Origin of the sequence: Scytonema sp. PRP1 (assembly GCF_036697665.2) — a bacterium.
In the GTDB taxonomy this organism is placed as follows: Bacteria; Cyanobacteriota; Cyanobacteriia; order Cyanobacteriales; family Nostocaceae; genus Kalymmatonema; species Kalymmatonema gypsitolerans.
Map to the genome: position 1 here is coordinate 43,508 of NZ_JBAHYJ020000123.1, position 24,335 is coordinate 67,842.

Here is a 24,335-nt window from a genome sequence, read left to right on the forward strand (position 1 = left end):
AGTGTACATTTGTGTTTATCTGCGGTTGCAATTTATAGCTTAACTTGTTTGACGCTTATTCTCTTCTTTGAAAGGAATAAAAAATAAAGTTATCATACCAGGGATAGTTAGTAAACATACTAAGATGAAGAATACTGGATATCCTAGTTTTTCTTGAATATAACCGCTAATTAATCCAGGCAGCATCATGCCTAATGCCATAATGCCAGTGGAAATAGCAAAATGAGAAGTTTTGTATTCTCCTTGGGAAACGTACATTAAATAAACACTAAAAGCGGTGAACCCAAAACCATATCCAAATTGCTCTAAGGAAACCAGAGGATAAACTAATGTAAGAGAAGGTTTAGCAGAAGCCATGTAGACATAAAAAATATCAGGTAAATTTAATGCCAAAGCCATAGGAAAAAGGCACTTTTTCAACCCATATTTGGAAATCACAAAGCCTCCTAAAATTCCTCCTACAATTAGGGAAATGACTCCAAATGTACCGTAGACTAAACCAACCTCTGATGTTGATAGCCCCAACCCTCCTGTTTCTGGTTTATCTAATAAGAATAACGAGGTTAATTTCACAAGCATTGCTTCGCCAAATCTGTACAGCAATATAAATGCTAAAACTGCTCCTATCTTTTCTTGTTGAAAATATGAGCTAATGACATTCCAATAAGGAATCTTCTCTGTTGCTCCTTGTGGTTGACGTTGAATGTCTGATTCAGGAAGAGGTAAAATAAAAGCGTGGAAAATAAAAAGTATCGCTAAAATTAAAGCAGAAAAGCCAATAGCGAAAGTCCAGCTTAAAGCAATGTTGTTAAAATATACTTCAAGGAAGCCCGCTACAACTACTAAAATTCCTGAACCAAAGATAACAGCAAGTCTATAAAAAAGCGAACGAATACCAACAAAGAAAGCTTGCTGCGCTGGATTTAAAGCCAACAGATAAAAGCCGTCAGTAGCAATATCATAAGTAGCGGAAATAAATGCCCCGATGGTTAATGCAGCTAGGGAAATGAAAAAGAAATTTGGGACTTGTAAAGAAAAGGCTACTAAACCGAAACAACAGAATATAGCAAATTGAGTAGCAACTATCCATCTTCTTTTAGTTGAATAAATATCGACAATTGGTCCCCAAAACATCTTGATTATCCAGGGAAGATAGAGAAGACTTGTCCACAAGGCGATTTGAGTATTATTTATCCCTAGCTTTTTGTAAAAAACTGTAGATACATTATTGATGATGACGTAAGGAACGCCAGAAGCAAAATACAGGGTGGGGATGAAAGTCCAAGGGGAACGAGACACTGTTTGATTTTTCATGAATTTGGTTTGTTTCCTTTTCTAACACCCAATTGGACACCAATATGAAATGTTATCTGTAATTTGCCCCTCAGAAACACGCGTTCCTACACCTCCAGAGACAAACTGGTCATTTCCATTGTTATAAAGCCATGCTCCCCAAACCGCAGTCATAGACTTTCCCGCAATTTCTACTTGGGGAAACTCTAATAACTCTTGATACACATAATCTTGTTCTGTATACCACGGGTCATTACTATGACTACGAAGAATTATTTCTCCTGACTTGACAGCAAATCCTCCTTCACCTTCTCTTCCTAAAATAGGTTTAGCAAAGTATGAATTTCCTAAGTCAGATGCAGTCAATGACGTTTTTGGGAAATAATTAAAAATAATATCAGCGTCTTTAGGACTAAAAAAGTCCAGCCCTAAATCTGTGATGAGGGCAAATACGCTCTTTGGTTGCAGTGCAAAAGCAGAACCAAAGTTAACAATGACAACTTTCTTCTCTAAAATAAGTTGCTCTAGTGCAGACCATAACTTTTTACCATTTTCATCAGTATCATGGATTGCCCATTCAACTGGATACCACATAAATAATATATCTATTGGCTGTCCCGTTCTATAATCAAATAAATATTTACCATCTTTGACACGAAGAAACTCCAAAGGGAAAACAGCACTTTTATGATGAAAATGGCTGCTTAACCATCGCATAGTGCCTAAATCTTCAGCATTATTCAAAGCAGTAAAAGCAACTCTACAATTGTTAATTGGTTTCTTTAGGCACTCTGCTGCTCGTTGTATATGCTGATTAAGTGTTAAACTTAAGATAGTTTGAGCGTTATAATCTGGTTGTTTGAAACCGAAGTGTTGAGCAACTTTGCCATTTCCTTCAGTACACTCAAACCAAAAACTAGGAGTTTGTGGATTTGTTTCTATAACCTTTTTGACTCCAGTTTCTTCGTTCCAGCACCAATCAAGACGCATACAAAATGGTGGGAGAGGGTCATACTTTACTATTTTGATGGAATCTTTAGGAAAGCCGTAGTAAAGTAGTGTTTCCTCATCAAGAGTGCGGATAACTGACCAAGCTTGCATTAAGACACTACCGACTAATTCAGATGCTTGCTTGATTTCCTTTATCATCTGTGGCGAAACTTTACGGCAGTGATAAAGTGCATATGGAACTTCTTGGTCAGTCAGAGGGATGCCTGTTCCTTCCTCAATGGGACAAACATTGTCCCACCCCATTCTCATGGATCGAAATAGGCGATCGCGTTGAGTACTATTGAAAATATCCATATTCATTGCTTGACTTTCCTAACCACCCGCATGACCACCGCGACCGAAACTGCCAAAACCACCGCGACCTACCCTAGATGGGGAACGGCTTGAGCTACCATCATTGTGGCTGGAACTACCGAATCTATATCCAGAACCTCCATGGTGAACTCGACTACTACCATGACTACCAGAGTTATCACAGTTATAGGGTTGTTGTGCCGTTTGTGGATGATCACAATTTGACTGACTTGTTTCTGGAAATCTAGTACAAGAAGCAAGTAGGGATACCGTCATTATGATGACGCTAAGTTGAAGTAAACTAGGTTTTAATTTCATAAGTATTCGTACTTGTTTTGTGGGTGCTACCTCTGGAATTGATAAATAGTAACTACACGAGTAAAAAAATAAATTTCGAGATTTTTTTAATTAATGAACCGCCAAGACGCCAAGAGCGCCAAGAGAAGATTAAGAGAGGATGATACGTTTAATACCTTCTTTAAGTACGGGAACGTTAAAGTTGATGAGGAGGGCGAGGGGGTGGTTGGTCATTTTCAGGTAGGAGATGACTTGAGCTTCGTGGATAGGAGCTAACTTTTCCACAGCTTTCAATTCAACGATTAAAACATTACCAACGAGAAAATCTAATTCGCCCTCGCCGACCTGATAACCTTTGTAAGTTACTGCTACTGCATGCTTAGACGTGTGAGGTATTCCCCGCATCTGAAATTCCAGCTTTAAAGCCTGGTGATAAACCGACTCCAAAAACCCTGGTCCCAACACCCGATGCACCTCAATCGCCGCACCAATCACAGCATACGCTAATCTATCCACCTCCTCACTTGGCTCTCTTTTCTTGGCGTTCTTGGCGTCTTGGCGGTTCATTTCCATAAAACACTCCTCAACCCTGTGGCAAAATTTATAAAAGTCCTTCCACACTTAGTTTTCCCAGCATGACCGCAATAAACACCAACCTCCCCAGTCTTTACGAACCATTTTCCACTGAAGCCAAGTGGCAAACATTTTGGGAAGAAAACCAAATTTACAAAGCTGATGCCAACAAAGGCGGCGAATCTTACTGCATTGTTATTCCGCCGCCCAACGTTACCGGCAGTCTGCACATGGGACATGCCTTCGACAATACGCTGATTGACACTCTCGTGCGCTACCACCGGATGAAGGGATATAACGCCCTCTATTTACCCGGAACTGACCACGCCAGCATTGCCGTACAAACGGTTCTGGAAAAGCAACTCAAGGCAGAGGGGAAAACTCGCTATGATTTGGGACGCGAGAAATTCTTAGAACGCGCTTGGGAATGGAAGGCAAAATCTAAGGGAACGATTGTTGGTCAATTGCGGCGCTTAGGTGTATCGGTAGACTGGACACGGGAACGCTTTACCTTAGATGAGGGTTTAACCAAAGCTGTTTTGGAAGCTTTCTTCCGCCTCTACGAAGAAGGGCTGATTTATCGCGGTAAGTATCTGGTGAACTGGTGTCCAGAGTCACAATCAGCGGTTTCCGATTTGGAAGTGGACTCGAAAGAGGTAGATGGTCATCTTTGGCACTTCCGCTATCCCCTCACGGATGGTTCTGGTTTTGTGGAGGTGGCGACAACCCGACCGGAAACAATGCTGGGCGATACTGCGGTGGCGGTGAACCCTAGTGATGAGCGCTACAAGCATCTCATTGGAAAAACACTGACTCTGCCAATTATGAATCGGGAAATTCCCATCATTGCTGATGAGTTGGTTGACCCCACTTTTGGAACGGGTTGCGTGAAGGTGACTCCGGCGCATGACCTGAATGATTTTGAAATGGGTCAGCGGCACAATCTGCCGTTTATCAATATTATGAATAAGGACGGCACCTTGAACGAAAATGCTGGTTCCTTCCAAGGACAAGACCGTTTTGACGCTAGAAAAAATGTGGTTTCTCGTCTAGAGACTGATGGGTTTCTGGTGAAGGTGGAGGATTATAAGCATACTGTTCCATACAGTGAACGCGGTAAAGTCCCCGTTGAACCTCTCCTCTCGACTCAGTGGTTTGTCAAAATTCGTCCGTTAGCAGATAGGGCGCTAGAGTTTCTCGACCAGAAAAATTCTCCACAGTTTGTCCCCCAACGCTGGACAAAGGTCTATCGTGACTGGTTGGTAAAGCTGAAAGATTGGTGTATCTCTCGTCAACTCTGGTGGGGACACCAAATCCCTGCTTGGTACGCTGTGAGTGAAACAGGGGGAGAAATCGCCGACAATACGCCGTTTGTGGTGGCGAAGTCGGAAGCAGAAGCACGGGAGAAATTAAAGGCACAATTTGGAGACAATGTCAAGATAGAACAAGACGCAGATGTGCTGGATACCTGGTTTTCTTCCGGGCTGTGGCCCTTTTCTACTTTGGGTTGGCCTGAGCAAACTCAAGATTTGACAACCTACTATCCTACCAGCACTCTGGTAACAGGCTTTGATATCATCTTTTTCTGGGTAGCCAGAATGGCAATGATGGCGGGGCATTTTACAGGACAGATACCTTTCAAAGATGTTTACATTCACGGCTTGGTGCTGGATGAGAATGGTAAGAAGATGTCCAAGTCTGCTGGGAATGGCGTTGACCCGTTGTTACTGATTGACAAATACGGTACTGATGCGCTGCGCTACACGCTAATAAAGGAAGTGGCTGGCGCAGGTCAAGACATCCGGTTGGATTACGATCGCAAGAAGGATGAATCACCATCGGTGGAAGCATCTCGCAACTTTGCTAATAAGTTGTGGAATGCGGCGCGGTTTGTGATGATGAATTTGGATGGTCAAACGCCGCAACAACTGGGAGAACCATCCGCTACAGAGTTAAGCGATCGCTGGATTCTCTCCCGTTACCATCAAGTAATTAAACAAACCAACAATTACGTCGGCAATTACGGTTTAGGGGAAGCGGCGAAGGGACTCTATGATTTTATCTGGGGTGATTTCTGCGACTGGTACATTGAACTTGTCAAATCTCGGCTGCAAAAAGATTCTGAACCCGCATCCCGTCGCGTAGCCCAACAAACCCTCGCTTATGTGCTGGAAGGAATATTGAAATTACTTCATCCTTTCATGCCCCATATTACCGAGGAAATTTGGCAAACTCTCACGCAACAAGGGGAGAATTCTAAGCAAAGTTTATCTTTACAACCTTACCCTGAAACTCAGCAAAACTTAATTGACTCTACTTTGGAGGAACAATTTGAACTGCTGTTTGGAACAATTCGCACAATTCGCAATTTGCGAGCAGAAGCGGATGTTAAACCTGGGGTAAAAGTGACGGTGAATTTGCAAACTGGAAGCGATAAAGAACAGCAAATTCTCACTGCAGGACAGCCTTATATTAAAGATTTGGCAAAGGTTGAGAATTTAACTATCGCTGCTGAGCAAAAGAAAGAAACTTTTGTTGGTCAAAAATCCGGATTCACTTGGACAAAGATAGTATTAATCATTGGCACCATTTATTTGTTTAAAGTGGGTCTAGCGGTAGCCGATTCTGTTGATGATATTCCCTTAATCGGGACTTTCTTTAAAATAGTTGGTTTTGGTTATTCAAGTTGGTTCATTGTCCAAAAATTAGTGTTTGCTGAGGCGAGACAAAAGTTCTGGGAGCAGTTGTTCCCACCAACGGCTGATTCTCATCAACTCCAAGCAGAAACACAACAACCACAAGAACCAGAAAAAGCGATCGCTGACGTTGTTGGTACGGTGCAAGTGGTACTTCCCCTTGCTGGGGTGGTGGACATTGATGCGCTGCGTGCCAAAATCGAAAAACGCCTGAGCAAGGTAGAAGGCGAAATCAAAGCTCTAAGCGCTAGGTTAAGTAATCCTAATTTTGTGCAGCAAGCACGACCAGATGTGGTAGAGGGAGCGCGGAATGCCTTAGCTGAGGCTGAGAAACAAGCAGAGATTTTGCGCGATCGCCTGCTTAGGTTAGCATAGCTTTAAGGGATGTTCGTTGTTGGTTGTACAGACGCGCTATGCAGCGTCTGTACATTTAGTTATAAAAAAATAATCACTGATAACTCACGACTAACGACTCATTGATTCCCACTGTTTTTAGAAATTTAATTGTATATTTATAATCCTTAAAATTTCCATGTTGTATCTAGCTCAAATCCATAAAAACGATTTTTTAGATCAGCTACAGTTGCGATTATTAGCACGTGAGGAAGCTGAAAATATGTGGGTAATAATCCCAGAAGAAGCTTTTATTCTTCTGGGAAAAAGCAACACTTTGACTGAGAAGCTCGTTTTAGTAGAACTTTCTCCAACAGGCGATATAGAAAGACTAGAAGACGCCACCAATTGGGTGTTGAATTTGGTTAAAGCTTACCTAACCACTGGTATTACTCCGGAATTCTTACAAGAAGAAGCAGATCGAGCAGAACAGTGGCGACAAAACCTAACATTGCAAAACCAAGACTTAGCACGTCGTTCATTAGAATTGGAAGCACGTAGAGAACAAATTCAAGCTCTTGAAGAAAGTTTGAAACGAGATAAAAACGGCGTTCAAAAAGATGGAAGCGCTGGATCTTAGATTGTGAATTTTCGCTTTAGCATTTAACAGATGATATGTATCAAGGAAAATGGGGAATCGACTGTACAAAAATGCAAAATTCTAGCCACTTGTTAATTGAGTCCAGTAACGTTCGTAAACTTCTTCAATTTGCCCTAAAGGAGCGAGACGTTCACACTTGCTGAGAATTGACTCTGGAGGAAACAAGCTGAAATTATTTTGTACTTTCTTTGGCAGTTGCTCAAACGCAGCACGGTTGGCTGTAGAAAGACTGAGGCGTTCACTTGTTTGTGCTGCTACTTCTGGTCGTAAAAGCAAGTTAATCCAAGCATAAGCTCCATCGACATTTGCGGCTGTTTTCGGAATAACTATTGTATCAGTCCATAATGAGGAACCGCTCTTGGGAATCACATATTTTAATTTAGGGTTTTCTTTAGAGATTTTCACAGCATCTGATGAGTAACACATTGCTAACAATAAATCTCCTGCCAAAATTTGATTCCGCCAAGCATCTGTCGTAAAAGCTGCTAATGCAGGTTTCAAAACCTTCAATTTTTCATAAGCTTGTTTGATTTCGTTTTCGTCTTTTGAATTGTAAGAGTAACCTAGCATCCGCAACACAGCACCGATGACCTCTCGGACATCATTCATCAACGTCATCTGTTTTGACAACTGTTCTTGATTCTGCCAAAGATAGTCCCAGTCTTCTGGTGGAGTTTTTAGCTTTTCGGAATTATAAATAAAACCAGTTGTTCCCCAATTAAAAGGTAAACTGTAGCTATTATTAGGGTCATAGGTAGGATTTTGAAAACGTGGGAAAAAATTATCTAAACCAATTAAACGCTCATGATTTAATTGAGTTAACAATCCCAAGTTCACCATCTTCCGCACAATATAGTCGCTTGGGTAAATAATACTATAAGCACCTCCACCCCCAGCTTGCACCTTACTTAACATGGTTTCATTAGAGTCATACACGTCTGCAAGTACTTTGATTCCTGTTTGGGCGTTATAAGTTTTGAATAATTCTTGATCTGTATATTGTTCCCAAGTATAAATATAAAGTTGGTCACGAGGACCTTTGGTAGCAGAATAAGCTCGCACATTGCCAAGTCTCCAGCCACAACTTGCTAAAGACAAGCTAGAAACTGCAGCTACACTTTTTAAAAATTGCCGTCTCTGAATCATTAAATTTTAACTAAAGCTAGACAATCAGTTTCCGCCCACCATGCATATATGGGCGTTTCACGGCTTGGTAAATTACCAAAAGTATTCGGCTGTAAAACAGTGATGCGTAAGCCGTTTGTCAATTGCACAATATAATTGACGTGAGTCCCTAGATACATGATGTTGATTAGCCGTCCTTCAAAGCAGTTAGTTTGCAAACTAGGTTTATACAGCGAAAGCTGAATTTTTTCTGGACGCACACTAACGACTACTGGTTGCGATATTTCCGTTGGTGTGTCTTGCTGGCGCGTTACAACAATTGACAGTCGTGTTTTTGTCGAAATTATGACGTTTGAACCATCGATACCTGCTATTTCACCTTCAAATAAATTGGTATCACCAATAAAATCGGCTACAAAAGGTGTCCGGGGTTGTTCATAAATTTCGCTTGGGCTGCCTATTTGCTCAATTTTGCCTTGATTCATTACAGCAATGCGATCTGACAAGGACAATGCTTCTTCTTGGTCGTGAGTCACCATGATAAAGGTTAAGCTCAATTCTTTATGTAAATTTGAGAGTTCAACCTGCATTTCTTTACGCAGTTTTAAATCTAGCGCTCCAAGCGGTTCATCAAGTAGTAAGACTGCGGGGCGGTTGACTAATGCCCGTGCCAATGCTACCCTTTGTTGTTGACCGCCAGAAAGTTGACTAGGAACGCGCGATCGCAACCCTTCCATTTTCACAAGTTCGAGCGCTTCTTTAACTCTGGTTTGAATTTCGGCTTTACGTAATTTTTTTAGTTGCAGTCCAAACGCAACGTTATCCCAAACATTCAAGTGATTAAACAAAGCATAGCTTTGAAATACTGTATTGACAGGTCGGCGATAAGGAGGAACATTCGTCATAGACTGACCTTGAATCAGCACCTTACCAGCATCAGCTGTTTCAAACCCTGCAATTAAACGTAGCATGGTTGTCTTGCCACAGCCCGAGGGACCTAGGATACTAAAAAATTCCCCCTGTTTGACGTTTAAGTCTACTCCATGTACAGCAGGATATTGGTTAAAAAACTTGAAAACATTATGCAGTTCAACATCGAGCGACTCAAAAGCCACCCTCTCCCCCTGATTCTGCGTCAAAATTTGAGGCATAATCCTTTATTACATCCTGTTATTTTCAGTGTTTGTGTTATTTAATGTAGTCGATTACGCGAACGACGAGTTACACTTTTGTTTATTCTATCCAGAAAAACAATTCAACAATTTACAGCAGAAAATATACGATGGTGTTACAAGTCCTAGAAGAGTATTTTCACAAGCAGTATCCGGGCAAGTATAAAAAACCTGAACGTGAGGAATTACAAGCTAAAACAAAGAACTCAGAATCTGGGACTGGGGATTGATACAAAAAGTCGTGCAACCACAGGAACAAAGTCCACCTGCATAGACTCTGTAAATACCAAGTTCGGTTCAAATTTGTCATTGTCGGAGCACGGAGTGTAGAACTTTCATGGATCCTACGTTTTTCTACTCTCCCTTAAAGCCCTATGCCTACGGCACAGCACAGGAACGGTATGTCGTAAACCTTGCGGATACCCTAAGCGGAGGTGCAGCCGCACGCTTTGCCTTGTCTCACCGCCCTGGGGGAGATACTTTCATACGGGGTTTTCTCCGAGTTGCTGCAAGTGCCGTCCCGCATTTAGAAAGTGTCGGTAGCATCTATGCTTTCCTGCGTTTTCCTCAGTATAAAAAGTTATATTCGTAACTTTATATCGAGATGAGACTGCGTAGGCAGCCTTTGTGTCCCCTTAAAGTTCTTATTAAAAAAGGTAATAAATTTATCTAGGACTGCTCAGGAAAAACTCAGAAAAAAATAGGTGGAACTAGCAACTCATATTAGTGGTACTGATTCTAAAAATAGTATTATTTTACTCATAAGTACCCATACCCTTAGATACGATTTGATAAATTGACATATTCTCAATAAAATTAGTAATTTCCTTTGAATAATGCTAAATATTAATGGGATTTTTGAAGCTAACTAAGGAAAACAATTTAGTTTATGCTATATAGTAAAAACCATCAAAAAAGGCTAGGCTACCCGAATTGTTTTCCTTGAAATCCGGGTCAAAACTTAGCGTAATTGTATACATATAATGCTATTTTCTGAATCGCTATTTGTGATATGACCTTACTGCAACCACCTCAACTATCTAACAAAAAAAATACACGCATTGTAGGGCGGGGTTTCCAGCCTTTATTCTTAATCATATTTACCTTATTGATGACAACTGGTATTGGCGCTCGTCTGGTGTATTTGCAAATTGTTGAAGGACCTAAACTCAGGGAACGAGCACAGGCAAACCGGATTCGGACAATTCCCAAACAACCAGAAAGAGGTAACATTTTTGACCGCAATGGCAAATTGTTAGCCACAACTCGCTATCCGCGTTCTGTATATTTGTGGCCAATGGCACACACGAAGCCATCATGGGAGCAAGTTGTCGGTCCGCGCCTGTCGCAAATTCTCAACATCCCTGTAGAGGAGATGGAAAAGAAATTAGAGGAGGCGGGTTACAACTCTTCTCTGGTGCGGATTGCTCGTGACCTCAATGAAGCGGAAATTACAGGATTGAAAGAGTACGCTAACGAACTTAAAGACGTAGAAATTCATACAGAAGCTGTACGCTACTACCCGCACGGCAAGGAGTTAGCTCATGTACTCGGTTATACTCGAGAACTGACCCCAAAACAGTTGAAACAAAAGAAACAAGAAGGTTATCGACTCGGAGATGTGATAGGTCAGATGGGGGTCGAAAAAGGGTATGAAAAGCTGTTGCGCGGGGAATGGGGCGGTCAGCAGGTAGAAGTGGATGGCAAAGGTCGTCCGATACGAGTGTTAGGAGAAAAACAGGCAACAGCAGGTAATGATATTCGCCTGACAATAGATTTGAATGTGCAAAAGGCAGCTGAAAAAGCTTTGAATGGACGCAACGGGGTTATCGTTGCACTCGACCCAAATAATGGTGGTGTCTTAGGAATGGTGTCTCACCCCACCTTTGACCCGAATATCTTCTCCAAGCGAAGATTGTCCACAAAAGATTGGCAAAGCGTACAAGGCGAAAACCATCCTTTACTCAATCGTGCTGTCAGCAGCGCCTATCCACCCGCCAGTACTTTCAAAATTGTGACTACGGCGGCGGGGCTAGAGTCGGGTAAATTTTCTCCCAACACAGTATTGCAAACCTACGGTTCCCTCACCGTCGGCGGGGTGACTTTCGGTGAATGGAATCACGCTGGATTTGGTCCACTGGGATTTGCAGGAGCGATGGCTTGGAGTAGTGATACCTTCTTTTATCAAATTGGAAGGGGCGTCGGTGGTCCTACCTTAATTGAATGGACTCGCAAATACGGATTTGGCAAAAAAACTGGTATTGAGTTTGCTAATGAAGAAACTAAGGGTAATGTTCCAGATGAAGCATGGAAGCGCAGAGTGTGGAAAATGCCTTGGACTGTGGGCGACTCTATCAATATGTCCATTGGTCAAGGCGCTTTGCAAACGACACCACTGCAAGTTGCTGTTATGTTCTCTGTACCTGCAAACGGCGGCTATAAAGTGAAGCCACATTTGCTTAAAGACAATGAAGAAGCAAAAAGCTGGCGGGAATCCCTAAACATGAAGCCAAGCACGGTCAAAGTTCTTCGTGACGGACTGCGGAAGGTGGTGTCTGAAGGTACAGGTAAGGTTCTCAATGTACCAACACTTCCTCCAGTATCTGGTAAAAGTGGCACGGCTGAAGCATGGAAGGGTCGTGTTAAAGCAAACCACGCATGGTTTGGAGCTTATGCTCCAAGCGATAAGCCGGAAATTGTGGTTTTAGCGTTTGCTGAACATTCTGGCGGCGGTGGCGGTAGTGTTGCTGCCCCGATGGTGTTACAAGTGATGGAGGAATATTTTCAAAAGAAATATCCCAACAAGTATAAGAAAGCAAGTACTGAGGCTTCAAAGCCAACGACGCCAACTCCAAGAATTAGGCGACGGAACTAATTCAGCAGGAGCGAGAGGTACGTAGTAGGAGTGGGGGAAGTGGGGAGAAGACGCGGATAGTTTTTCATAAGTTCAGTAGACCGAAAACTTTTGAAATTTGACGAAAGAAAAAGGGTTTGGACCGATGTTTTTGGGGCTGGTGATCAGGATCAGAAGCGATCGCAGCAGTCTGTGCCCGCCGTAGGCGATGGTTTTTTAGGAGCCGTCCAAAGGGCGATCGCAGCAGAGCCAATGTACAACTCTATGACTCGAAAAACAGATTTTACCGGAATTCTGGCTGATTGTATACACTCGCTCAAATAAATGGCGCTTAAGTCTTTTGGAAAATTTTTCGGTCTACTGAATGTAACCCAACACAATCGCGCTTAACGCGAGTGCCATTCAATTAAATCTAATAGTGGGAGTTAAAGAAGCGCTCATCCGATCTGTTAATCAGTAGGCATCAGGTCTGTTTTAACACGCTCCCAAATCAGATGGGCAGTCCCCTGCTTGTCGCCTGAAACCATGGGAGGCGTACTTAATACTAGGCGATCGCCCTTAAATTCAAAGAAGCGTTCTTGGACCGTACCCACCCAGTTAGGAAATAGGCTCGCTTCAATATAATGAATAACTTTGTTGACTTGAATTTCATACTTACCGCAGTATGCTAGATAACTTTCGGATGCCATTGCGTGCTCCTCTTTGCTTCCTGTAAGAATACCTCCATTAGCAAAATTGGAGCGATTCGCCTTCATAATCTGTACGGACATATATCCGTCAGCGGCGTACATAATATAGCCAACTGCATCTTGACCGTATGGGTAGCTTACGTAACCATCTGAAACCCGGATTTCCGAAGATACCAATCGCCAACTTCCTATAAATTCATTATCTGCCATTCTCTTTCCTTTTTTGTTCCCAAAAATTGTAGAGACGTTGCTTACGGTTCTGTTGGAAAAAATGTTTGAAGTCATAATCAGCCTTTAAGGTAATGAAACAGATCTGCTCTGCCTCGGAGGTTCAAGCCTCCACTAATTACCCCTACACCCCCTTTTTGTTGACCGACAATATCTCCTTTTTCTATTGCTTGAGCTTGACAATATCGTTCCTATTTACAGAGATTAGCACATCAACACCTCTGCAATACCTCCATTTTTTGATTATTTTATTCTTTAAAAATCCCTTAACTGTCTTAACTGTCTTAACTGTCTTAACTGTCCTTTAAAACTCCCTTAAGTCCCTTAACTGTCTTAACTGTCCTTTAAAAGTCCCTTAAGTCCCTTAAGTGTCTTAACTGTCTTAACTGTCTTAACTGTCCCAAACAATTGATAGTTATTTCTTTTTTGATATATAGAATTTTTCTTGAAGTATCTTGACAAGAGCCTTATATTTTTATTAAGCTTTGACTGGATAATAAATAGCAATATTTTCGTGACGACAAAGTACAAACTGTAAGCTGAGTTGCATTTTTTTGCTTGGCATAAGTATTCTCTATTTTCAATAAGTTGGAATCCAAGATATAGATACAACATCATAACTCTATATCTTCATTTTCAAACCAAATTCATCATGTCTTGAATCTGCTTTATGGTGTTCAAGACTACTCAACTTTGAAGTACTTACCAAGGTATACAATAATGTCTCAAAACAACAAAGAAAATCTCCAGACAGAAACAGTTGAACCGATTGCAATTATTGGAATTGGCTGCCGTTTTCCAGGCGAAGCTAATAGTCCAGAGACTTTTTGGAAACTTTTGCAAGACGGGGTAGATGCCATTACCGAAGTGCCAGCCGACCGTTGGAATTTAAACAAGTTTTATGACCCAAATCGTGAAAAGCCAGGTAAAGTCTATACCCGTAAGGGTGGATTTATTAAGAACATAGATCAGTTTGATCCTCTATTTTTTGGCATCTCTCCTAGAGAAGCGGCTTTTATGGACCCTCAACAACGACTGTTGCTAGAGACAGCTTGGGAGGCATTAGAGGATGCAGGACAGTTACCAGAACATCTTGCTGGTAAAAATGTTGGTGTGTTTGTTGGTCAATATTTTCATGATTATCAAAAGATTCAATTAAACCCTGATTCTTACAGTCGTAATTCAATAGAAAGTGGTACTGGTATAGGTTCCGCTATGAGCATCTCAGCGAACCGAATATCGTACTTTTTCAACTTCACTGGACCAAGTTTGGCTCTTGATACTGCATGTTCTTCGGCACTAGTTGCAGTTCACCTTGCTTGTCGTAGTATTTGGAATGGAGAAAGTACGTTAGCTTTGGCAGCAGGTGTCAATATCATACTTGTGCCAGAAGTAACTATAACTATGTGTAAGGCATCTATGCTCTCGCCCGATGGTTATTGTAAGAGTTTCGATGCACGAGCTGACGGTTTTGCTAGAGCAGAGGGAGCCGGTATAGTCGTTTTGAAACCCTTATCTCAGGCAATAGCTGATAAAGATTCAATTTATGCTGTGATTCGAGGTAGTGCAGTCAATCAAGATGGCCGCACTAATGGTATTACAGTTCCTAACGGGTTAGCTCAAGAAGCAGTGATTTTAGATGCTTGTAGAGTTGGGGGAGTATCTCCAGAACAGATACAGTATGTGGAAGCTCATGGGACAGGTACACCTGTGGGGGATCCGATTGAAGCCAAAGCTTTAGGAAATGTATTAGGTAAAGGTCGTCCTGCTGGCAACTACTGCTTTGTTGGGTCAGTCAAAACCAATATGGGGCATTTGGAATCAGCAGCAGGAATTGTAAGTTTGATTAAAGTGGCTTTGGCTTTGAAGCATCAGCAAATTCCTCCAAACCTGCACTTTGAAACACCAAATCCTAATATTCCGTTTGAAGAATTGCAGTTGCGAGTACCACAAAACCTAGAGCCTTGGTCTAAGAGCAGTCAAGGAGGACGTTTTGCTGCTGTAAATTCTTTTGGTATTGGTGGTACTAATGCCCATGTCATTTTGGAAGGTGCAGAAACTTATGTTGTGGATGAGCAACCACAAAACCAAGCGCCATCGAATAGTCGGGCAATGTTATTGCCCCTATCGGCACGAACATCAGAAGCACTTAAATCAGTAGCAAAAGTTACTTATGATTTCTTGACTACAGAAAGTTCTCACTCAAATGCCTCACTATCAGACATTTGCTATAGTGCCAGTCTGCGTCGCTCTCATCATGACCATCGGTTGACATTGGTAGGTCACTCTCAAGCAGAAATGGCAGAGAACCTTCAAGCCTTTTTAGCGGGAGAAAAACGTTTGGGGATGTCTTATGGGCGTCAAGACATAAATAACTCCAAACTAGTTTTTGTCTTTGCTGGCATTGGACCACAATGGTGGGCAATGGGGCGACAGTTATTAGAAAAGGAAGCCGTATTTCGCCAGGTCATCGAACAGTGTGATGAGTTACTGCAACAGTATGCAGATTGGTCATTAATGGCTGAATTGACGGCATCGGCAGAAAATTCGCGGGTTAATACTATTGAAGTTGGTCAACCGTTAATTTTTGCTGTGCAAGTTGCTCTCGCTGCTTTGTGGCGTTCTTGGGGCGTTTTACCTGATGCGATTGTTGGTCACAGCCTTGGTGAAGTAGCCGCTGCCTATGTAGCAGGAGTTTTGAGTCTTCCTGATGCTATTCAGTTAATCTTTTATCGTAGTCGATTACTTGATCGTGCTACTGGTAAAGGGAAGATGTTAGCAGTTGGGCTATCCGCAGAACAAGTACAAGAATTTTTAGTGGGAAATGAACACCTTGTAGGGATTGCCGCAATCAACAGCCCCAAATCTGTCACTTTATCAGGTGTAACTACAGCCTTAGAAGAAATTGCCAAACTTCTGGAGCAAAAAGAGATTTTCCACCGCTTTGTACGTGTGGATGCACCTGGTCATAGTAAGTTGTTGGAATTTTTAAAATCAGATTTGATTGATTCCTTACAAGGAATTAACCCTCAAGTAGCTACTGTTCCTTTATATTCAACAGTAACAGGTCAAAGAGTCCAAGGAACAGAATTAGATCCAACATATTGGTTTCAAAATGTCAGACAAACAGTTTTGTTTGCAGATGCAATCAATGAAATTTCTAACGCTGGTTATCATCTTTTCCTTGAAATCAGTGCCCATCCAGTTCTAGCCCCTTCAATCTCCGAGTGTTTTGCTATACATGGCAAACAAGCAACAATACTTCCTTCCTTGCGGCGTCAAGAACTCGAACAAGTCGTCATGCTGGGGTCTTTTGGTCAGCTTCACACCTTGGGGTATTTAGTTGATTGGAACCGAATTTATCCGGAAGGCGGCAAATTTGTAAAATTGCCGTTTTATCCTTGGGAGAAAGAGCGTTATTGGCATGAGTCATTAGAATCACAGCAATCAAGGCTGGGACAAACTTCCTCACGTTCTCTTCTGGGACAACAAATCCATCCTCTTTTGGGATGCCAGCTAGAATCAGCCCAACCAGTGTGGGATGGATCAATTGACAAGCAACAGCTCAGTTATCTCAACGACCATCGCGTTCAAGGAACTGTGCTATTTCCTGCTTCAGGCTATATAGAAATGGGGCTGGCAGCAGCTAAAGAAACTTTCTCTGGGGAATCTTATGGTGTAGGAGAAGTTCAGTTTCAAAAGGCACTATTTCTACTGGATGACCAATCACCAACAGTGCAGTTGGTTATTAATCCCACTCAAGCTTCTTTTGAAATTTATAGCAAAGCCAAAGATACTGAAAAATCATGGGTATGCCATGCTATTGGCAAGCTAATTCGTAATCAAAATAGCCAGATTCCTCAACCATTGGCTTTGGATGAAATTCAACAGCGTTCCACAAAGACGATTTCTCAGAAAGATTGCTATCAGCTATTCCAGGCAATAGGACTAGAATATGGACCATGTTTTCAGGGAATTGAACAACTTTTCTGTGGTCAAGAAGAAGCGCTAGGTCAACTGCAAGTCAATCCTGTTTTAGAGAAAGATATTGAGGATTATCAACTGCATCCAGCTATCCTTGATGCTTGTTTTCAAGTTCTCTTAGGAACTGTATCTGCAAACAAAGTAGCAACTACCTACTTGCCTACTCAGATAGACCGAATTCAGTTCTACAATCGTCCTGGACTTCAACTTTGGAGCTATGCGCGTCTGGTAGAACACAGTGCAACCAGCATTAAAGGAGATATTCACATACTTGATGAGACAGGCAATGTATTAGTAAAAATTCAGGGATTATACTGCCGCGCTGTAGAAGAATCACGGGAAAGAGATTCTGAGACTTTGGAGGATGATTTTTATCAATACCAATGGCGCTTAAAAGCACGTCCAGATCAAGAGTTAGTTCACTCTAGTGCTAATCTGCCTTCTATGCAAAAAATTTGTTCACTCTTGCAACCCGAAGCTATTCGGTTGAGCGAACAGTTCAGAAGAAAGCATTACTATGAGGTAGTAGAGCCGCAGTTCGATCTTTTGTGTTTGGCTTATATCCTGCAAGCTTTAGATAAACTTGGTTGGCAGCCGCGATCGCATGAACGTGTTTCAGTAGCCTTTTTGGAAAATCTGTTAAATATAGAATCCCAACATCAACGTCTTTTGGTTCGGATGCTAGAAATTTTGCAGGACAATGGTGTGCTTGAAACAGCTGAAAACGGTTGGTGGCAAGTTAGCCAGATTCCAGAATTGAAAGAGGCAAAACAAATATGGAAAGAGTTGATAACCCAATACCCCAGTTACCAAGCAGAATTGACTCTTGTGGGGAGATGTGGAGATAATTTGGCAGATGTCCTGCGAGGTGAGGTTAATCCTTTAGAACTAATTTTTTCTGAAGGTACTTTGGCAACATCTGAGCATTTTTATCATGATGCACCTAATACTGGGATCTATAACTTCCTCGTACAAAAGGCAATTATGACATTGCTGGAACACATACCAAAAGAAAGAACAATACGCATTTTGGAAATTGGTGCAGGTACAGGTTCACTCACTTCTTATGTGTTACCAAAGCTGCCAGTTAATTGCACTGAGTATGTGTTTACTGATATTTCCCAAGTATTTCTGACTGAAGCCGCACAAAAGTTTGTTGATTATCCCTTCATTGAATACCAAGTTTTGGATATCGAGGCAGACCCCAGAGCACAAGGGTTTATTCCTCACTCTTTTGATGTGATTCTCGCTTCAAATGTCATACACGCAACCAGTAACCTCCGCCAGTCTTTGGAGAATGTCAAACAGCTTTTGGCATCAGAGGGATTGTTTATTTTCATAGAGTTGACTAAAGTCCAACCTATTAATGATCTGATATTTGGATTGCTCAAAGGGTGGTGGTTATATTCTGATCTGGACTTGCGACCAAAACACCCACTTCTAGTTTGGTCAAAGTGGCGGGATTTGTTGGCAGAAGTTGGGTTTGCAGAAGTAACTGGGATTGCAGATATTGATACAAATAAATCTTCGCAAACTGTAATCTTGGCTAAAGGTATTGAGCTTCAACAGAATGCTCTATCTGAAACAATTCCTGCACAACTTGAAACACAGGGAAGCTGGTTGATTTTTGCTGACAGTAGCGGCGTTGGCTTGCAATTGGCAGGGAAACTCCAAGAACGTTCTGAAACTGCTATTCTGATTTCCCCAGGGACAAGCTTCCAGAAACTGGATCCCAAGCACTATCAGATCCGTGTAGGTGATCTGGATGATATGCAGCAACTATTAGAAGCAGTAAGTGGGGAGCAGCCTCATCGTGGTATAGTCCATCTTTGGAGTCTAAATGCACCCCCCTCAGAGCAGACGACCATTGCTTCTTTAGAATCAATTCAACAGATAGCTTGTATCAGTGTACTAAATCTTGTTCAAGCATTAGCTAAGGCGAACCTAAAAGATTATCCTCACCTATTTCTAGTAACTGGTGGAAGCCAAACAGTAGGATCTGTAACATCCCCATCTATGACTCAATCGCTTTTGTGGGGCTTAGGTCGAACCATCAGCAATGAACAGGCTCATTTGAACTGTAAAAGGATCGATATTAGTCCTACTACCTCCCCAGAGGAAATTCAGTCTCTCTTTGAAGAGTTATGGTTAGACGAACCTGAAGATGAAATTGCCTTACGGGGACAAGTTCGTTATGTAAATAGGCTAAGACGGATACGACCAACAGAGGTGACAACAGCAGTTCAAAAAGAAGTGGCGATCGCCAATCAGTCCTTCCATTTGGAAAAACCAAAATCTGGAGTATTAGATGATCTAACTCTGCAACCCGCAACACGCCGCCAACCTAATTCTGGAGAAGTTGAAATTCAAGTCCATACCACAGGTCTTAACTTCAAAGATGTGCTCAGGGCAACAAGTTTATTCACAAAAGATAATTTAGATGGTGTTTATGGACAATCTTTGGGTTTGGAGTGTGCCGGAACAATTGTGAGTGTTGGCTCTGATGTAGAAGGATTTGAGATTGGAGATGAAGTTATTGCCTTCAGTTTTGCTAGTTTGAGTGCTTATACAACTACAAATGCCAAGTTGGTAGTGCATAAACCCAAACATCTTAGTTTAGAACAAGCTGCTACAGTTCCCCTTGCTTTTGTCACGGCTTATTATGCCTTGCACTATTTAGGCAAGATATCTAAAGGTGAGCGGGTACTCATTCATGCAGCATCTGGAGGTGTCGGTCTAGCTGCTATCCAAATTGCTCAGCTTGCTGGTGCAGAGGTGTTTGCTACGGCAAGTACTCCAGAAAAACGAGAGTTTTTAAGGAGTTTGGGGGTGAACTATGTGATGGATTCTCGCTCCTTAGACTTTGCTGATGAAATAGCAGCACTAACTCATGGTGAAGGTATAGATATTGTCCTTAACACTTTGCCAGAAGAGACCATTGCTAAGAGTTTGTCCACCTTAAGAATGTTCGGACGTTTCATAGACATTGCTAATGTCAACAACAATAGTAAGTTGCCGATACAAGCTTTTCAAAAATCACTGTCGTTCTTTGCTTTCGATTTAGAGCAGATTTTGCGAGAACGTCTTGATTTTGCCAAAACTCTATTTTGTGAAGTTATACAATACTTTGACGCACAAACCCTCCATCCACTTCCTCATAGAGTTTTCCCGTTGTCGAGGCTTGCCAGTGCCTTTAAGTACATAGCTCAGGCAAAGCATATCGGTAAGTTTTTGGTGTCTTGGAAAGAACCAGATGTAGTAGTACCTCGCTTGGTAGAGCAAATTAAATTCCGTGCCGATGGAACCTATATGATAACAGGAGGACTCAGCGGATTTGGTTTAGCAGTTGCTCAATGGTTAGTTGAACATGGTGCGCGACACTTGGTACTAATGGGACGTAGTGGTGCAACTTCTTTGATTGCCAACTCTGCTATAGAAGCGATGAGACACAAAGGTGCAGAAGTTGTTGTTGTTAAAGCAGACGTAACAGTAAAAGAGCAAGTGAAGAAAGTTTTGGATGACATTTGTCAGTCCATGCCACCCTTGCGAGGGATTTTCCATTCTGCAATGGTTCTAGAAGATGCTATTCTACTGCAACTGAATCAGGAACAATGGTATAAGGTAACTGCACCTAAAATAGTTGGAGCTTGGAACTTACATACTCTAACTTTAGATATACCGTTGGATTTATTTGTCCTCTTCTCATCTGCTTCTTCCGTTGTTGGTCAAACAGGTCAAGGAAATTACGTAGCTGCAAATATCTTCCTCGACACACTCGCTCACTATCGCCGTGCCCAGAATTTACCAGCACTGACTGTAAACTGGGGTAGTATATCTGATGTTGGTTATGTATCTCAGAATAAAGATTCAGCTCAACAATTAGAGCGTTTGGGGGCTAAACCATTGCCATTACAATTAGCTCTCAAGGCATTAGGAGAACTCATACAACAAGAAGCAATTCAGACGATGGTGACACCCATCAATTGGCAGAAGTGGTTTTTATTTAACCCATCAAGTGCATCACTACGATTAGCTCACTTAGGAAATAAAACACCACTTCCAGAAAATGCTGCTGACCTCAATAGTGAAGACTCCCATTACAAGATACCTTTAGAGCTTGAACCTGCTGAACTAAAAGATTGGTTCGTTTCTTACTTATGTGAACAAGTCGCTAAAGTATTGGGAACTTCTGCCTCCAAGCTAGATAGTAAGCAAGCATTAGTCAATATGGGAATTGATTCTTTAATGGCTCTTGAACTGAGGAACTTACTTAATAAGCATTTAGGTGTGGACGTGCCTACGATGAAGTTGATGCAAGGTCTAAACATTGACCAGCTAGCAATAGATTTAATTCCTCAAGTCCAGCCTTCTACAGAGAAAGTGATAACTTCCCCAATACCGTCTGATGCTAAAGTTATCGCACCAGCAAATGATTGGATCGTTTGTTTTAACCCCAAACCACAAGCCCGCTTACGTCTGTTCTGTTTCCCATATATGGGGGGAAGTGTATCCTTATTCCGTTCCTGGTCAAATCACTTACCATCAGATATTGAAGTTTATGCTGTTATGCTTCCTGGAAGTATAGACCTTTTAGACGAACAGCCCTTTGACGAATTAAGTTCGTTAGTAGAAAAGATGGCAGGCATTATACTTCCTTATCTGGATAAACCATTTGTATTTTATGGCCACAGCATAGGGTCACTCATTAGCTTTGAACTTACCCGTCAATTGCGCCGAGAACATGGTTTTCATCCGATTCACTTGTTGGTTGCCGCTTTTCTACCTCCTCATCTCGGGCATTTATTTCCTAATGTTGGTCAAGGCTCTGAAGCTGAGATTAATCAAGCATTATCTTTTCTTGATATCCCCAAAACCACTCAGGAAAATACTGCTCTGATGCAGTCTTTGTTACCAACCTTCAAAGCAGGATTTTTGACCTTAGACAGATATACTTACTCTGACGAAAAGCCATTTGATTGCCCCATTTCCATATTTGGAGGAACGCAGGATAGAATTGTTCCTCCTAGCGTTTTAGAGGATTGGAAGAAACATACTAGCAGCGATTTTAAACAGTATGTTTTTCCTGGAAATCATCTATTTTTACACAGTGATCAGGAACTGCTTTTGCCAATCATCGCAGATACTCTTACAGAGCATCTTAAGAAATTGCAAAAGTAGAGATTTTAGCAGAGCAACCTATAGGTGACTCAATTTTTGAAGTGTTCATACGACAAGGGTTTTAGCTATTTAGTATTTATGCTAATGAACTGGTGAAACCCTGTCCCTGAACCTCTCCATCTTTCCACTAAATTGTCATGTCCCAGAGGAATGAAAGCTAACCTCTATCTTTTGTAAGAAGTTTGTAGGTAAACACACTTTGTAATTAACCGTGTTTTAGGAGCAAAAAATCAATATGAATCCTAGAAATAGCCATTCAAATACTACAACTACAATCTCATCAAACTTGTCTAAGAATACTGACGAAATTGTAGTTGTAGGTGGCTACAAGCTGACAGTAGACGAAGTAGTTAATGTAGCACTCCATAAATCAAAGGTATGCATAACTAAAGATCCTCATGTTTTATCAACTATCCAAGCATCATGTGACTACATCCATCATTGTGTTGAATCAGGTGAGCCAATTTATGGTGTTACAAGTGGCTTTGGCGGCATGGCAAATGTCGTGATTTCCTCGGAAGATGCAGCAGAACTGCAAAACAACATGATGTGGTTTCTCAAGTCTGGCTCAGGGCAGAGATTACCGCTCGCTGATGTGCGCGCCGCCATGCTGTTGCGTATCAACTCACACTTGTATGGAGCCTCTGGCATCCGCCTCGAACTTATCCAGCGCATAGAAACCTTTTTGAATGCTGGTGTGACACCGTATGTTTATGAATTTGGCTCGATTGGTGCGAGTGGGGATTTGGTGCCGTTATCCTACATTACTGGAGCTCTAACTGGTCTTGAGTCTTGTTATAAGGTTGACTTCAACGGCACAGAAATGGACGCGCCAACAGCGCTCAGTAAGCTGGGTTTAGAGCCATTGCAACTCCTTCCCAAAGAAGGGTTAGCGATGATGAATGGCACTTCAGTCATGACAGGGATTGCTGCTAACTGCGTGTACAACACCAAAATTTTATTAGCACTTTCGGTGGGTGCGCACGCTTTAGCTATCCAAGGTTTGAATGGTACCAATCAATCATTCCACCCATTTATCCATCAGCTTAAACCTCATAGAGGGCAAAAATGGGCAGCAGCGCAAATGCTTAACCTGCTCGCAGGCTCACACTTAGTACGCGATGAGTTAGATGGTTCTCACGACTATCGCGACAATTTGATTCAAGACCGTTATTCCTTGCGTTGTCTGCCACAATACATGGGTCCCATTGTCGATGGCATTGAAGAAATTAAAAGACAAATTGAGGTGGAAATTAACTCTGCCACAGACAACCCACTAATTGATGTAGAAAATCAAGCGAGTTATCATGGCGGCAATTTCTTGGGACAGTATGTCGGTGTGGCAATGGATCGGCTGCGCTATTACATTGGGTTGTTGGCTAAACACTTGGATGTACAAATAGCCTCTCTGGTAGCGCCAGAATTTAACAACGGATTGTCACCCTCTTTAGTTGGAAACCGAGAGCGTACTGTCAACATGGGGTTGAAGGGTTTACAAATAGCTGGAAACTCCATCATGCCGCTATTGACCTTTTATGGAAATTCCATAGCCGACAGATTTCCTACCCACGCGGAACAGTTTAACCAAAATATTAATAGCCAAGGTTTTGCTTCTGCCAATTTAGCGCGGCATTCAGTTGAAATTTTTCAACAATATATGGCTATGACTTTAATGTTTGGAGTCCAAGCTGTTGATTTACGCACTTACTTAGTTGCTGGGCATTATGATGCTCGTGCCACCCTTTCACCAGGAACTAAAGAATTATATATGGCTGTACACGATGTAGTTGGAGTGCCATGTTCTGCTAAGCGTTCTTACATTTGGAATGATCATGAACAATCACTAGACTTACACATTGCCCAAATTACACAAGATATTGCATCTGGAGGGCAAATTGTCGCCGCAGTCAACCATGTTTTGTCTAGCTTAAATAAGGGTGTATGAGC

General features: G+C 41.9%; 14 protein-coding genes. 7 read left to right on the plus strand and 7 right to left on the minus strand.

Going from position 1 to position 24,335, the window contains the following annotated elements; genetic code table 11:
- Positions 1-39: 39 nt before the first annotated feature.
- The 4 genes from V5G28_RS32490 to V5G28_RS32505 form a co-directional block, all read right to left on the minus strand.
- Complete coding sequence (locus tag V5G28_RS32490) at positions 40-1,314, minus strand: MFS transporter (protein ID WP_332991475.1); 1,275 nt, start codon at positions 1,312-1,314, stop codon at positions 40-42.
- Between the two features lie 21 nt (positions 1,315-1,335).
- Complete coding sequence (locus tag V5G28_RS32495) at positions 1,336-2,604, minus strand: glutathionylspermidine synthase family protein (protein WP_332991477.1); 1,269 nt, start codon at positions 2,602-2,604, stop codon at positions 1,336-1,338.
- A gap of 12 nt (positions 2,605-2,616) precedes the next feature.
- Positions 2,617-2,916: a hypothetical protein gene (locus V5G28_RS32500; protein ID WP_332991479.1), complete on the minus strand. Its 300-nt coding sequence runs from the start codon at positions 2,914-2,916 to the stop codon at positions 2,617-2,619.
- A 129-nt stretch (positions 2,917-3,045) separates the two neighbouring features.
- Positions 3,046-3,468 (minus strand): GxxExxY protein, encoded by a 423-nt coding sequence (locus V5G28_RS32505; protein WP_096565052.1) that lies wholly within the window; start codon positions 3,466-3,468, stop codon positions 3,046-3,048.
- Positions 3,469-3,530: 62 nt separating this feature from the next.
- Here V5G28_RS32505 and V5G28_RS32510 point away from each other — a divergent pair, with 62 nt between their 5' ends.
- Positions 3,531-6,539 carry a valine--tRNA ligase gene (locus V5G28_RS32510; RefSeq protein WP_332991483.1) on the plus strand — a complete coding sequence of 1,003 codons (3,009 nt, stop codon included), beginning with the start codon at positions 3,531-3,533 and terminating at the stop codon, positions 6,537-6,539.
- A gap of 157 nt (positions 6,540-6,696) precedes the next feature.
- Positions 6,697-7,137, plus strand: coding sequence for a hypothetical protein (locus V5G28_RS32515; protein ID WP_332991486.1), 441 nt, complete (start codon positions 6,697-6,699; stop codon positions 7,135-7,137).
- An 81-nt stretch (positions 7,138-7,218) separates the two neighbouring features.
- Here the strand turns inward: V5G28_RS32515 and V5G28_RS32520 are convergent, their stop codons facing one another.
- Together V5G28_RS32520 and V5G28_RS32525 are read right to left on the minus strand one after the other, a co-directional pair.
- Complete coding sequence (locus V5G28_RS32520) at positions 7,219-8,304, minus strand: ABC transporter substrate-binding protein (protein ID WP_332991488.1); 1,086 nt, start codon at positions 8,302-8,304, stop codon at positions 7,219-7,221.
- Positions 8,304-9,434, minus strand: a complete 1,131-nt coding sequence (locus V5G28_RS32525) for an ABC transporter ATP-binding protein (protein WP_332991490.1) — start codon at positions 9,432-9,434, stop codon at positions 8,304-8,306. The genes V5G28_RS32520 and V5G28_RS32525 overlap by 1 nt, the downstream gene beginning before the upstream one ends.
- Before the next feature lie 358 nt (positions 9,435-9,792).
- Here V5G28_RS32525 and V5G28_RS32530 point away from each other — a divergent pair, with 358 nt between their 5' ends.
- From V5G28_RS32530 to V5G28_RS32540, 3 genes are all read left to right on the plus strand, one after another.
- Complete coding sequence (locus V5G28_RS32530) at positions 9,793-10,047, plus strand: hypothetical protein (protein ID WP_332991492.1); 255 nt, start codon at positions 9,793-9,795, stop codon at positions 10,045-10,047.
- Between the two features lie 420 nt (positions 10,048-10,467).
- On the plus strand, positions 10,468-12,330 hold the full coding sequence (gene mrdA, locus V5G28_RS32535; RefSeq protein WP_332991494.1) for a penicillin-binding protein 2: 1,863 nt from the start codon (positions 10,468-10,470) through the stop codon (positions 12,328-12,330).
- Between the two features lie 90 nt (positions 12,331-12,420).
- Positions 12,421-12,633 (plus strand): hypothetical protein, encoded by a 213-nt coding sequence (locus V5G28_RS32540; RefSeq protein WP_332991496.1) that lies wholly within the window; start codon positions 12,421-12,423, stop codon positions 12,631-12,633.
- A gap of 125 nt (positions 12,634-12,758) precedes the next feature.
- Here the strand turns inward: V5G28_RS32540 and V5G28_RS32545 are convergent, their stop codons facing one another.
- The gene (locus V5G28_RS32545; protein ID WP_332991498.1) at positions 12,759-13,208 is read right to left on the minus strand and encodes a lipocalin-like domain-containing protein; all 450 of its coding nucleotides are present in this window, start codon (positions 13,206-13,208) and stop codon (positions 12,759-12,761) included.
- Between the two features lie 738 nt (positions 13,209-13,946).
- Here V5G28_RS32545 and V5G28_RS32550 point away from each other — a divergent pair.
- Positions 13,947-22,388: an SDR family NAD(P)-dependent oxidoreductase gene (locus V5G28_RS32550; RefSeq protein WP_332991500.1), complete on the plus strand. Its 8,442-nt coding sequence runs from the start codon at positions 13,947-13,949 to the stop codon at positions 22,386-22,388.
- Between the two features lie 286 nt (positions 22,389-22,674).
- Positions 22,675-24,333 (plus strand): HAL/PAL/TAL family ammonia-lyase, encoded by a 1,659-nt coding sequence (locus V5G28_RS32555; RefSeq protein ID WP_332991502.1) that lies wholly within the window; start codon positions 22,675-22,677, stop codon positions 24,331-24,333.
- Positions 24,334-24,335: the final 2 nt, after the last annotated feature.